The sequence below is a fragment of the Erwinia mallotivora genome (assembly GCF_000590885.1).
GTDB classification, from domain to species: domain Bacteria; phylum Pseudomonadota; class Gammaproteobacteria; order Enterobacterales; family Enterobacteriaceae; genus Erwinia; species Erwinia mallotivora.
This window is the reverse complement of sequence record NZ_JFHN01000010.1, coordinates 1-13,196: the sequence shown is the minus strand read 5'-3', so window position 1 is coordinate 13,196 and position 13,196 is coordinate 1. Positions and strand designations below refer to the sequence as shown.

At 48.7% G+C, this 13,196-nt stretch carries 10 protein-coding genes; 1 reads left to right on the top strand and 9 read right to left on the bottom strand.

The window, feature by feature from the left end; all coding sequences use genetic code 11:
• Window positions 1-116: 116 nt before the first annotated feature.
• From BG55_RS00160 to BG55_RS22925, 9 genes are all read right to left on the bottom strand, one after another.
• Window positions 117-677 (bottom strand): DUF1090 domain-containing protein, encoded by a 561-nt coding sequence (locus BG55_RS00160; RefSeq protein ID WP_200871583.1) that lies wholly within the window; start codon window positions 675-677, stop codon window positions 117-119.
• Window positions 670-3,840 (bottom strand): ATP-binding protein, encoded by a 3,171-nt coding sequence (locus BG55_RS00155; protein WP_034932833.1) that lies wholly within the window; start codon window positions 3,838-3,840, stop codon window positions 670-672. Before BG55_RS00155 ends, BG55_RS00160 begins: the two co-directional genes overlap by 8 nt.
• Window positions 3,833-4,474, bottom strand: a complete 642-nt coding sequence (locus BG55_RS00150) for a response regulator transcription factor (RefSeq protein ID WP_034932830.1) — start codon at window positions 4,472-4,474, stop codon at window positions 3,833-3,835. Before BG55_RS00150 ends, BG55_RS00155 begins: the two co-directional genes overlap by 8 nt.
• 637 nt (window positions 4,475-5,111) lie before the next feature.
• Complete coding sequence (locus BG55_RS00145; protein ID WP_034932828.1) at window positions 5,112-5,468, bottom strand: hypothetical protein; 357 nt, start codon at window positions 5,466-5,468, stop codon at window positions 5,112-5,114.
• Between the two features lie 283 nt (window positions 5,469-5,751).
• Complete coding sequence (locus BG55_RS00140; RefSeq protein ID WP_034932825.1) at window positions 5,752-6,693, bottom strand: fimbrial protein; 942 nt, start codon at window positions 6,691-6,693, stop codon at window positions 5,752-5,754.
• Between the two features lie 33 nt (window positions 6,694-6,726).
• Complete coding sequence (locus BG55_RS00135; protein WP_034932822.1) at window positions 6,727-9,276, bottom strand: fimbria/pilus outer membrane usher protein; 2,550 nt, start codon at window positions 9,274-9,276, stop codon at window positions 6,727-6,729.
• Window positions 9,277-9,366: 90 nt separating this feature from the next.
• The gene (locus BG55_RS00130; protein ID WP_034932819.1) at window positions 9,367-10,050 is read right to left on the bottom strand and encodes a fimbrial biogenesis chaperone; all 684 of its coding nucleotides are present in this window, start codon (window positions 10,048-10,050) and stop codon (window positions 9,367-9,369) included.
• Between the two features lie 62 nt (window positions 10,051-10,112).
• Window positions 10,113-10,643, bottom strand: a complete 531-nt coding sequence (locus BG55_RS00125; RefSeq protein WP_200871582.1) for a fimbrial protein — start codon at window positions 10,641-10,643, stop codon at window positions 10,113-10,115.
• A 677-nt stretch (window positions 10,644-11,320) separates the two neighbouring features.
• Complete coding sequence (locus BG55_RS22925) at window positions 11,321-11,917, bottom strand: winged helix-turn-helix domain-containing protein (RefSeq protein WP_200871581.1); 597 nt, start codon at window positions 11,915-11,917, stop codon at window positions 11,321-11,323.
• A gap of 28 nt (window positions 11,918-11,945) precedes the next feature.
• On the opposite strand from BG55_RS22925, the gene BG55_RS00110 reads away from it, so the two are divergent.
• Window positions 11,946-13,162 (top strand): IS3 family transposase gene (locus tag BG55_RS00110; RefSeq protein ID WP_152542550.1). Its coding sequence is split into 2 segments (ribosomal slippage): window positions 11,946-12,290 and window positions 12,293-13,162, totalling 1,215 coding nucleotides; the frame shifts between segments, so codons are not numbered across the junction.
• Window positions 13,163-13,196: the final 34 nt, after the last annotated feature.

The window sequence follows — 13,196 nt, the reverse complement described above, 5'->3', positions numbered from 1 at the left end:
CATAATATGCCTGTCATGATCACGTCACCGGCCCATAACGTGGCTGGTGACACCGGGCGTGCAGTTTATCAACGCCCGCTGGCGTGCTGGTGGGACGCCAGGCGCTGAGGGAGCAATTACCCCTGCAATGCCGCCAGAGCCGCGCGGGCCTGCGCCAGGTTTGCGGTGGCTTCTTTTACGTCAGCCTGTTTTTCCAGCACTTTTTTCTGGTATTTGGCAATTTTCTTACTGTTACCTGCGGCCTGAGCTTCACGCAGATCCGCCTGAGCTTCGGCCAGGCTCGCTTGTTTATCCGCCAGTTTTGCTTCCAGCTTGGCTACTTTCTGCTCGGCCGCCGCCAGTTTGGCGCTGTCGGTGCAGTTGGCGTTCAGTTCAGCCAGCGCCTTTTTCAGTGCAGTGGCTTTAGCCGTATTGTTGTGGGCTTCTGCCGCGCTGATTTTGGCTTCGAGTACGGAAATTTTGGTATCACAATCGGCGAGGGCCATGCCACTGAAACCGGCGGTCAGTAAAAGCATCAGAGGGATTACGCGAGTGTTGAACTTGTTCATATTGGCATCCTTTATTCTTGTACCGGGGAGAAACCCTTTCTCCCTCTCAGTGCGAAAAAGAATAGTGTGATGAGCGGCGCGATAAAAGCGGCGAGCGGACTCATCGGCTTGTAGGACCGGACTATTCATCTGTAGTCCCCGGCACCGCCATCAGACTGGCGATCAGGCGCTCTGTTTCCTGGATGACGGTGGCGAGCGTCTCTGCGGAGGGCGCATCCTCAAGCCTGCGGCAGGCGGTTTCCAACATGGCGGCCTGAATAAGTCGTGCTCCGCCGGCAATTTTGTGCGCCAGTTCAGCAAGCGCTTCCTCGCGCAGCGGCGAATGCTGAGCTTCATCGATCAGGCGGGTCAGATCCTGTTGCAGGCTGGTCAGCATGGTCTGCATGAACTCCCTCAGCACGGCGGGATCTTTCAGCTCGTCGGGCAGGTGATCCGGATTAAAGGCGGCCTGTGCAGGGCACGGCAGGCTTTGCAGTTTTTCTTTCAGCAGCTTCAGTCTGATGGGTTTGAACAGGCAGTCATCCATGCCAGCCTGAAGACAAGCCTCCTGTGCGCTGCTCTGGGCATTGGCCGTCAGCCCCCAGACCGGGGTGCGGCTCTGTTGCCGCTCCTGCTCCAGTAGCCGCAGCTGTTGAGTGAACTGAAAGCCATCCAGCCTGGGCATGTGGCAGTCGGTGATGACCAGGTCACAGCGGTGATGCTGGCAGTATTGCAGCGCCTCAGCACCATCTGCCACCGCCGTGGCATGATGCCCCAAGTGTTGCAACTGCTGAAGCAGCAGCACGCGACCGGCGGGATGATCTTCAACAATCAGGATTTTCAGGGGATGTGGAGGCTGTGCTGCGGCAGGCTGCACGGGCGGATCGACTTTTGCCAGCATGCGGGGAAGGGAGAGCGTCACGGTGAAGGTGCTGCCAGCCCCTTGCTGACTTGAGAGGGTAATTTCTCCGGCCATCATTTCAACCAGAATCCGGCAGATATAGAGCCCCAGACCCGCACCCTCGGTGCCTGCCGGATTGTTGCCCTGCACAAATGGCTGAAACAGCCGTTGCTGCACGGCGGGTTCCATTCCCTGCCCGGTGTCGGTAACACGCAGGCAAATGTCCAGCCGCTGCTCAGTGATACTCATCAACTGCGCGCTGAGGGTGACTTCGCCCTGTTCGGTAAACTTAATCGCATTGCTGACCAGGTTGGACAGAATCTGTTTTACTCTGACCGGGTCGGCCAGCACATCGCCGGTCAGGCCATTTTCAATTTCCAGTCTGAAATTCAGCCCTCTTTGCTGCGCCACGCCTTCAAATAGCAGGGCTACAGACTCAATCAGTTGCCGCAGGCTGGTACGAGTGGGATGCAGTACCAGACGGTTACTTTCAATGCGTGAGATGTCCAGAATGTCGCCAATCAGCGCCAGCAGCGAATGTGCCGAATCATGAGCGATGGTCAGCAGCGAGATATCAACAGGCTGCTCCTGCTGTTGCTGGCGTAGCACCAGTTCCAGTGTGCCAATGATGGCATTGAGTGGCGTACGAATTTCATGGCTCATCGTCGCAAGGAAGGTGCTTTTGGCCCGGCTGGCTTCATCAGCCTGATTTTTGGCCTGCTGGTACTGCTCTGTCAGCCGGTGCTGCTGTGCCTGTTGTCGCCGCAGATAATGGTATATCGCCACAGAGGTACACAGAATGACGACCATCACCAGCAAAGGGGGGAGCCAGCCAGCGCTCAGATCGTTATTTTCCGGGTTGACCCGAATACGGGCTGCGTCACTGTACCAGTTGCGGATCATGGCATGCATTTCTTCAGGCGTCAGGCTGAGTAACGCTTTATCGAGGATGGTCGCCAGCGTGTATTTTTCATTCCCCACGGCAATGACAAAATGTGATTGTTCAGTATCCAGCCCGGTCAGGATTGTCAGGCCGGATTCTCTCCTCTGGGCAAGCAGCGAGTTTGCCTCAATCATCGGCAGGACCAGCCCGTCAGCCTGATTTTTTTCCACGGCCACTAACCCCTCCTGCGCCGTATCGACAGGAAGGATCTGTACACCGGGATAGCTTTGTTGCAGCGGGGTTTCTAAAGGATGCCCCCTGATTAATGCAATCCGTTGCATCTTGACGGGACGTTTCTGGCTTTTATGCCCAACCAGTACCCAGGAATTAAGCAGATAGGATCGGGTGGTGATCAATCCGTTATACCAGGCTGCATCTCTGGGCACGCCGGCGATGGCGTCGGCCTTACCGGATTTCACCATCGACAGGGCTTCGGCCAGCGTGGCGGAGCGGACTAAAGTAAATTTCAGGCCGGTTTGTTCCGCTATGGTGTTGATGATATCCGCCGTCAGCCCGCGAAAATGGCCGGTATCATCGAAAAAGTTAAGCGGTCCGGCATCTTCGTTAATGACCAGACGCACCAGGGCGTTTTCCTGTAGCCATTTACTCTCGAAGGCGGTGAACAGCAGAGTGGGGGCGGTGGTGGGGGAAGGGACATTTCCCCGCCAACGGCTGAGAATATTGCCCTGGATATTTTTGGGGATGCGTTCCAGTACCGCATTGAGGATAGCCTGCAACGGTTTATTATTGGCGGTCAGTCCAAAGGCAAAATCATTACTTTCTTCCTGTGACAGAACCTGTAGACGCAGATTCATCAGGTTGTTCTGATTGATCAGATAGCGAGCGGAAATGGCATCGCCTATCCAGCTATCGAGATTGTTAAACGACAGCGCCTCAAGCGCCATGCGCGGGGAATCATAATGCTGCACGAGATTGCCGCTGAGATAACCAGCCAGACTTTTGCGCGCCTCAAACAGCGGTTCAATGGCGACCCGCTTTTTTGTTGTCTGATGGATTGGCATATCTTTCCGTTCCACCACGGCGGGCATCAGCGTCTGATAAGGGGTGGTGACTATCAGACCATATTCTCTGGCCTCGTCTGCGGTGACGCTGCCAATAAAATCGACTTCTCCCCGGCTCAGCGCATCCATCAGCAGCGATTTGTTCTGATAATAATGCACCACGATTTTCAGATTAAGGTTGTAAGCCAGCAGGCCAAGATAGTCGGCATTCAGACCGTCAAACTGATGGTATCCGGTGATCATCTCATAGGGGGGCGACTCTGGCCTGGCCACGCCAAAACTGAGCGTGCGTCTGCGATGCAGCCATTGCCACTGGTTCTGTTTCAACACCGGCCAGGGGGTCTGAATATGTTCCCGGCTAACCAGTTCCAGCTGGCGATAGTTCTGTTTTTCCCCGGCCAGCACGGGCAGGCAGCACAACCAGAGCAGGCTCCAGAGCTTACGCATTGTCCGCTCCTGTCTCTGACGACAACGCCAGCAGGTCGGCTAACCCGGCGGTACTTTCCTGCTGAAGTTTATCCAGCAGGCGTCGTTTATAAGTACTGATGGTTTTGTTGCTCAGTAACAGGCGATCGGCAATCTCTTTGTTACTCATACCGGTGGCGAGATAGCGTAATACGGTCATTTCACGATCGGACAGCAGGGCCAGCGGATCCTCCTCGCTGGCAGCCGACGCCGACTCTTTTTTCTGGGCCAGCGTTGTCTGTGGGAAACAGGCATAGCCCTGTAATACCAGCTGGCACAGAGGGATCAGCTGCCGGATATCCGCCTCTTTATTAAAGAAAGCAGAAGCCCCGGCACGCAGGGCTCTTGGCGCATAAATATCGGCGGGCAGGCTGGTATAAACGATAACCTGCACGCCGGGGGTTAACTGCCGGATGTGCTGGAGTATCTGTAGGCCATCCATTTTATCCAGCATAATATCGAGAATAACCAGTTCGGGCTGGTGCTGTTTAATACAGGCGAGCGCGGTAATACCGTTAGTGGCGGTGCGTATTTCACTTTGTGCCAGCGGAGCCAGCAGCGTTTTGACTGCGAAACAAATCGCAGGGTGGTCATCAATCACCACAATATCCGGCATGGTAAAAATCCTTTTAACAACCTTTAGTCCCGGAGAAATCCGGGCAAGATGCCTTCTTAAGGAGTGGATTATTGCGTTTCCCACCGTCTCATGAAAGGTTCAAAGAGTCTTAAATATGTTTTGGTAAATATGATGGGAGAGAATCTGGTGACAGTGGGAAATTACTGGTGAGGATTGAAAGGTTTTTTATTGAAGTACTGGTTTCGAGATGAATATGGGCGATGTAACTTATAAGGTTTTTATTTATAGTAATGGTGTTTTTTTGAGTTACTGTGGCCAGGATTAGATGATTCAATGGTTAATTTTTTGCATTGTGAAGATGTAGTATAATGATACTCTGAGTGACACTTACTATAGCTGTGACCCTTTTTTATAAGGTGAATGTTAGGGGTGGGGATATTTATTTTGGGGATGAAAAAATTCCATGGCTTAAATAGTAGAAAGCCATGAATAATCATGGCTTGAATCTGATAAGATGCTGAAATGAACCTGCCATAATGATGCAAAAAACGTTATCTATGCTGCCATGTCAGACTATGTTCATGGTAGTTGGAATTTTTGCTTTTCTTATCATATAAACTTTGATTTTGTCAGCAATCTTAAGCTACAGAGAATATCCTGGCTTTTCAATCAACAATTAAGCAATGGTTCCATTTGCGAAAGCATCATAGAATTGTTGAGCAACCTTCAGGGAGTTATCCAGGCCAGTAACAGCACCAGTGACGCCCATAGCTATACCGCCTAAAATCATACCAGCAACCAGGCCAACGCCTTGAGAAATAATTCCAATACCCAGTAAGCCACCACCTTCAGCGCCATGACGGCCACCAATATATCCAATGCTCAGGGCACCCACAGAAGCACCAACTGCAACAGAAGCGATAAGCTCAGCACCATTAGATACAACGCTTAATAATCCATTAGCAGCACTACTAAAATCCCAGCTGTATGCACCTGCAACTTCGTTCATTTCAATTACGGAAAGTTCTCTCATTACATTGATTCCTTATTCTTATATCTTGTTTTTTATATCCTGACCCTGATGTTAAGGTCGTTTAATATGTCCGCTTTTGTCTGGACAGGGGGATTCTACTTTCCTGAATTTGGTTATTACAACTTATTTAATTTTAACTATTGTGAATTATAGCTGTTTATTAGTTGTGTTTAGTGGTGGAGTAATATTGTCTGTGCATCAAAACTTTTATCTCAACTCACTGTTGTATAAACCTGAAGATATAAATCTGTTAACTTCAGGATGTGATCACATTCAGATCTCATCAGTTTTGCGTAATGGTAAAGGTCATTGCCGCATTAGCCGTACCCGCAGTAATCTCGCCGGTCTGTTTATAGCGAGCCGTTAAGGGAATCTGAATCGTTTTTTCGGCAAGGTTATGATAAGTCTTCGCGGTAGCAAAGGTAAGGGGCGTGCTGCTGCTGTCCAGCACTTCAACTGCGACACCGGTAGCGGCTCCGGTCCCCTCATCGATGCTCAGCATTCCGTCACCCGTCGAGCTGGTGACCGGATCAAATGTCACCTGTACCGGAATATTATCGGACTCGCACTGCAACAGAATAGTGAAGGACCGTTCAGAAGAGGCTGCGGTGCTGCCCACACCGGAGAACTCACTGCGGCTGGGGCTTCCCAGATTGACCGTCTGGTTTTTCGAGCTGACGTCTGCCAGGCAGCTTTTCTGAATAACGGTCAGACTGCCCATGGTGAAGGTGGCAAATATACTGGAGTTCAGATAGTAGCGGCTGTAAATTTTGCTACTGACGGTACCCGGCGTAATCGCACCGGTTTTGACAAAGGTCAGCCTTACCTCATTTTGATTAGTCCAGGGTGTTAATAAATTCTGCGATATCGATGTTGAATAAGGAACGGTCTGCCCTGATTTATACAGGTCGCTAATAATTACTCCTACTCCAGCAATTCCGGTGTCATAAGCACCATCCACGGTGGTGCTTTGAGTCAGAACGGAAGCCGATCGATAACTGCTGGTGCCGGTACAACCAATCACCAGCGTTTGTCCGGAAAGCCCCTTGCTGTAACGTATAGCCAGGGTTTCACCAACAGCAATAGTGGGATCGACGGCCAGCGTGATGGCGCCGGTTGTCCCTTTTCCAGTTGCTCCCATCACGCAGCTGGCACCATAGGACAATGACGGGAAAATGAATAAAATAACGACGGAAAATGGGTGGATAAATTTAAATATGTTCATTTTACGGCTCCAGAGAATAGTTAGCTTTTCCGATTACTGGCAGACGCCATTCAACATCTGAATGCCATTTTCTGATTTTTTCTCAGGCAAAAGGTAATTCACACGACATTGCTGATCTGAACTTTTCCCCCATTGCACCTGCAAAACACCTGAAGGCTTCAGACTGTTCAGATAAACCTGTCCTTCATCCCCCACAATATAAATCTGTTTATTCTGTTCACCGGCATCTTTGACCACTGCGCCAAAGGGAACGGGCTGTCCCTGATAGATAAGAGACATCATGGCTCTGCCGCCAATCTGAGCGGAGAAAGTCGCACGAACGATCGCCCCCCGGGTTGGCACCACGCTTTGTGTGCTCAGATCCAGATCGACATCACTGGAGAGCGTTGTGGTATCGAGCATAACGTTTGCACGACGATAAGGGGTGAGGTTGGGCGTAACCGTGTAGCCGCGAAAGTCCGTTTTAACCCCGGTCTGATTAGTCACCTGTACACCGCCTGCACCAGGCGCCTTTATCAAAGCGGCGGTATTACCAAAGGCCTGACTCAAAGTCAGTCCGTTTGCATGCAGGATCATCCCTCCCTCCACGCCATAATTCAGTCTCCTCATATCATGGTCATAGCTGTAACCTCCGGTGAGTTCGCCGTAGGTCCCGCGATAGCCTCCGTCAACACTGCCGCTGTTACCTTTACCCGCAGTGGTATAGCCCTGACGCACATTCCAGTAGAGGTTATTGTTTTCCAGCGCGGTACCGCCAAGCCCAACGCTATGGCTGGTATTTCCCGGTTTGCTGTGAGCGACGGTATAGTTCACCCATGAATTTGATAACCAGCGATCCAACGGGATGGAAATGTTGAAGATAAAAATCTGATTTCTTTCGTAACTGCGGGTGCGGGTGGCATTCTGCGAGTTACGGCTGTAACTGTATCCGATGCCATAGCTGATGCCCTTATAGCTGTTGTTGTAACTGGTAGAGATCGACTCCATACGCCGTTCGGTTCTCCAGTAGTCTTCACGCAACAGGCTGACGCTGACTGAACCGGCTGCCGATCCCAGGTTCTGGTTAAGTGTCAGCTCAGTGCGATTTCGTGCCTGTTCCCGCAGCGATGAACTGACGCCAGAGCGCCAGGTATCCATCAGTTCAGGCAACGAGTAATAATCCCGGGTTGAGTAACGGTAACCGGCAATGGCAAAGTTGGTGCCGGTTTCGTAGAAGTTTTTACTGTAGCGCACCCGTAAAGACTGCCCGTCGGTTCTTGCCGCGTTTTTCACCGTCGACCATGCGTTGATAACATCACCAGAAAATGCACCAAAACGACCAACGTTTTTCCCGATGCCAAAGGCAACCGACTGATAACTGGCTGCGGCCTGCGTTCCGCCATACAGGGTAAAATTCCAGGGCAAACCATAAATGGCCGTTGCCTGAGAAAATGCTTTTTTTTCAACGGCGTTATCGTATGGACGATATTGACCCGTGGTCAGGCTGTACTTCAGATAACCTTCGCGAACCAACACCGGCAGCGAGGCGTAGGGCACCACCAGAGTTTGCTCACTGCCGTCGGCTTCTTTGACCGTCACATAAAGATCGCCGCTGCCACCCGTTGCATACAGGTCGGTGATTTCGAAAGCACCCGGCGCAACATAGCTTTGATAGATGATGTAGCCATTTTGCCGGATAATAACCTGCGCATTAGTCCTCGCGGTTCCCTTTACCACTGGCGCATATCCCCGCAGGCTTTCTGGCAGCATTTCATCGTCCGAGGCGAGCTGAGCACCACGAAAAGGAACACCTTCGAAAATTTCAGCAGGCGAGGTGCTTTCACCTAAAGTTAACTGAGCTTTCAACGGAACGATATTGCGTTGTAAATAGGTGTAGAGGGAATCCCATTTTCCGTTCCCTCCGCTCAGGGAGTTGCGGTTCCAGGTACCGTAATTACGTAAACGCCAGGCACCAAAATTCAATCCTGGACGCAGATTGAGATACTGACTGTCATTGTCCCTCGATGAGAGACTCAAAGCCTTATTTTGTGCGCCAGAAAAACGATAATTAAGCAGTAGCGCGGTGATCCCTTCGTCAAACTGTTCCGATGATACAAATCCTCTGGCACTGTTTTGCATTGCAGCTTGCGGAATACTCAGGTCCAGGCGCTGTAAATTGAAATTAAAAGTGGCAGATGCCTGGGGAATGACAGTAATTTCTGTGCAACCTTTATCATCATTAATTAATTCGGGAAATGCTGTTGTTCGTACACCATAGGTGGCCAGTAATTCAACATTGAGACAAGGCTCAGGAAGAGCGCGACTGGCATCCTGTCGGCTGTGAAAATTAACCGGTTTTGTTTCTACAAATGTTCCATTCAGCCATATATCGACAACATAAACACCTTCGGGTTGTGATTTGTTTTCAAAAACAGAAAGATCGGTGGTGATATTATTCCCACCACTGGTTTGCAGGAAATTGGGATTAAACGTTTCGCTGGCATAAGCAAAATGGCCAGCATAGTTATATGCAATTGTTGAAACGAAAAAAGCCCAAACACATTGGGTGGCGCGTCCTGCATTAACTTTGCGAATTCCATTCATTATCACACTCCGTCGTGTATGAATAACCCGTCGTACAGTCCAGCAGACATTCATTCGGTCAGCATCTGATTGATTATTTCCTTGCAATCATCAAATCCGGGAATGATGCAGCTGACCTGTTCCTCCATAGTCATTAATTAATTTCCAGCTGATATCGCCAGACTGAATGTGATCGGGGAGTTTGAATGTTGCAGACGATAATGGTGCAATCAGACCGCCATCAATAATTTTATGGTCGTTAATTTTTATGAACAAAAAATTCATAAAGTAGCTCGATGGGTTTGTGACTTTCAGCTGACCATTTTGCGCCTGCCAGAAAAGTTTATTGCCGTAGTCTTCAGGTGAACTGTCCTTGAGCATATCCGGTCGATAGAACAATTTCAGGCGAGAACGTATCGCTATCTGAAGCGTATTTTTATCATTCGCAGATTTTGAGGGGATGGACTTGATGTTTAACCAGAATAAAGATTCTTTATCCTGAGGAAGCTGGGTTGTGGTTCTGACAATTCTCAGAAGGTTTTTTTGCCCACCGTCTAACCGGAACAGAGGTGGTGTAATAATAAAGGGAGAGGCCTGTCTGATGTTGTTACCTTCGGCATCCTCTATCCATGACTGGATGAGAAAAGGTGATTTATCGGGATTTTCCACGCTAATCGACTTTTCTTTCTTGCTGCTCTCGTATACCAGGCGACTACCACCGATAATAACCCCTGCATTTACACGTCCTGTAACTGACAGCACCACTGATAACAGAAATATGTGAACATATCTCACGCTGTATTCCTCTGAACATAATGAATAACACCATCCGGGATGGATGGTGTTCGGATTGAAGATTAATAATTAACGGTGAAAGTGGCGACAGAGTTAGCTTTACCAGCCGTTACGGTTGCCGCTTTTTGAATGTAGCGTGCGGTAAAGTCCAGAGTGTTGGTATTGCTGCCGCTGGTCAGGGTATAGGCAGCCGATTCAGTGAACAGAGACAGCACGCCGCTGTTGTCTGAGAGCTGGATACCCACGCCGGTAGCTACGCCAGTTTCGTCGGTCAGTGCCAGAACGCTGTTGTCACCTGAGTAGGCCGTACCATCAAATTTAACTGTGGCTGTGGACACCGTTTCGGGACAATTTTTCAGCAGGATATTAAATTTAGTCGCACTGGAATTACCTCCGGCGGTGGATCCTACACCTGTAAATGAAGACTTACTGACATTACCCATTGCAACATCCATGGTTGTTGCGCCTGCGCCATCCAGGTCAACGGTACATGCTGAATCAATGATATTCCCTGTGAAATTAATGGTGCCATCAGCAGCACAAGCTGAAGAGATAGCGGTCATTAATGCTAAAACAGAAACGATCTTTTTCATTATTTATTCCTTTAAATTTAATCCTGGCGAGTCTGATCATTACCAGGCTTTAACGCTAATTGATGAGATATGTTGCAAGACGAAATACAGATTCCAGTCTGTTGTTACTGCAATGGGAACATTGGCAGCGGTGATACTATATTGTTACATGATAAATGAATGCCAGTTAAGTTTATGGGTGTGTTGAAATATTCAGAAAAAAATAAGTTAATTAAGATAAGTTGATTAAATGGTTTTTTTTGGGGAAAAACTAAAATCGGCACGATTTGTATACTTTGTTTTGTTATTAAAGCTGTCGGTGATGATGGTTTTAATGCCGCGATAATATATTTAATAGTGAGTTTTAGTTCAGCGGTATATAGGGGGTGTTAATTGCTCTCTTTGTGAGGTTTAAACATAATTCTCTGTAAATTTATAATTCAACAAAGGCATGATGATTCTGCTCAGGCAGTTATATCAGAAAGGAAAGTAATAAAAATAGTGATAAGATTAAAACAAACAGAGGGAGAGCACTTATTGATAATTGCAGGTTTATTTAATTTATATAATGTAGCCTGAATTTATTTTCTTTTTCATAAATCATATTTTTGCAATAAATTACATTGAGGTTTTGGAATTCTTTTTTTAAGTAACGTTTACTTGAAATTTTTCAATCAGGTGATTTTAATGCAAATAATTTAATTTTCAGTCTTGTTTTTTTCATTCATATATAAGCATGCATAATTTTTGTCAGGAAGTGCTCCCGATTTATCTTCATATTCAGATCTGGCTTGCAATATCAGGCTGGCCGTCAGAATTATTATTAAAATAAAAAAAATAAGTATTTTGTATTTTGTGCATGGCCTGACTAACCAGGCAATTTTTGATCTCTTTCCTGCAATTTTAAGGGGTTGAGCAGTCACGCGTTCTGCTGTTTCGTCTGACTTAATTTCGATGTGGTTGCTGTTATGCTCAGGTAGCAATTTTTCGGGAAGTTCAGAGGGTGATTCCGGTAAGTTTTCCGGTGGTGAATGTAAATCCGGGGTACGTTTTTCTGTCTGCTTGTTTTTTTTACTTACTGTCAATAGTGATTTCCTTTCTTCAGCAGGAACAGAACGAATATCAACTCCCTGCGCCAGAGTTAAACCAATACGAGGTATGGTGATAACAATGTCTTCATCCATTCCAATGCTTTTAAACGTTTTTCTTAATATTGATATGTTTTGGTAGTAAGTGTTTTTTCCAACAACCATCCCTTTCTTTTGCCATTGACCCGTCCTGAATAGCGTTGACACATTTTCCCGCGATTCTGAGGAGAATGTGATGAAGCAATATGTTAAACGTACACAACGCGACTACTCTCTGTCCTTTAAACTGGCCGTCGTTGAGCAGGTTGAAAAAGGTGAGATGACTTATCGTCAGGCTCAGGAGCGCTACGGTATCCAGGGGTGCTCCACCGTTCTGAAGTGGCTGCGTAAATATGGCCAGCTGGACTGGCACTCTTCAAAGCAGCGCAGCGCACGTGGAGGACTCATGAAAAAATCCCTTCCCCTTACGCCTGAACAACGAATCAAAGAGCTTGAGCAGCAGCTGGCTGAATCCGAAGTGAAGGCGCAGTTCTTTGAGGCCGTCGTGAAGGTCATGAACACTGAGTTCGGTGCCACGCTGACAAAAAAGCAGTTAGCTTCGTTATCGCGCAGGCAAAAACACCCGGACTGACCATCGTCAGGGTCTGCCGGTTTTTAAAAATAAGCCGTCAGGCCTGGTATCAGGGGTGTCAGCGCGTGCAACGTAAGTCAGAGCAGGCCTGCCGCATTACTGAGGAAGTGAAAAACCTCAGGATGCAGCAACCGCGCCTGGGCACGCGCAAGCTGCACCATATCCTTAACTGTCGGGATGCACCTGAACTGCATATCGGGCGGGACAGCCTGTTTACCGTACTCCGGGAGGCCGGGCTGCGGGTACGTCCGGCCAGGGCTTATCATAAAACAACCCACAGCCATCATCGCTTTTATAAGCATCCAAACCTGCTGAAAGACGGGCCGGGGCGGACCGTCATCTCCGGCCCGGAGCAGGTTTGGGTGGCGGACATTACCTGGCTTCCGGTCAGAACCGGCACGGCTTACGTGAGCCTGGTAACCGACGCATTCTCACGGAAAATAGTGGGTTACCATGTGCATGAAAGTCTTCATACAGAGCACGTGGTGAAGGCGCTACAGATGGCACTGAAAAACCGGCATGGCAGGACACCGCTGATCCATCACTCCGATCGCGGCATACAGTACTGCTCAGCGATGTACCAGTCGGTGCATGAAAGACACGGGCTAATCTGCTCAATGACGGATGGGTATGACTGTTATCAGAACGCCATTGCGGAGAGGGTCAACGGAATACTGAAAAACGAGCTGCTGATAACGCGCCCGGCAGACATCGTTCAGGCAGAAATAATGGTGGCGGAGTCGGTAAGAATCTACAATAGCCAGCGACCGCATCTGTCGCTGAAATATAAAACGCCAGATGCAGTACATCAGGCGTTTTGAGGGCGTAAAGTGTCAACCTATGCCAGGACTAGTC

Bases quoted from the DNA above. Each gene is read 5' to 3' on its own strand.
- BG55_RS00160 (WP_200871583.1), bottom strand. From the start codon at position 677: ATGAATAGTCCGGTCCTACAAGCCGATGAGTCCGCTCGCCGCTTTTAT.
- BG55_RS00155 (WP_034932833.1), bottom strand. From the start codon at position 3,840: ATGCGTAAGCTCTGGAGCCTGCTCTGGTTGTGCTGCCTGCCCGTGCTG.
- BG55_RS00150 (WP_034932830.1), bottom strand. From the start codon at position 4,474: ATGCCGGATATTGTGGTGATTGATGACCACCCTGCGATTTGTTTCGCA.
- BG55_RS00145 (WP_034932828.1), bottom strand. From the start codon at position 5,468: ATGAGAGAACTTTCCGTAATTGAAATGAACGAAGTTGCAGGTGCATAC.
- BG55_RS00140 (WP_034932825.1), bottom strand. From the start codon at position 6,693: ATGAACATATTTAAATTTATCCACCCATTTTCCGTCGTTATTTTATTC.
- BG55_RS00135 (WP_034932822.1), bottom strand. From the start codon at position 9,276: ATGAATGGAATTCGCAAAGTTAATGCAGGACGCGCCACCCAATGTGTT.
- BG55_RS00125 (WP_200871582.1), bottom strand. From the start codon at position 10,643: ATGAAAAAGATCGTTTCTGTTTTAGCATTAATGACCGCTATCTCTTCA.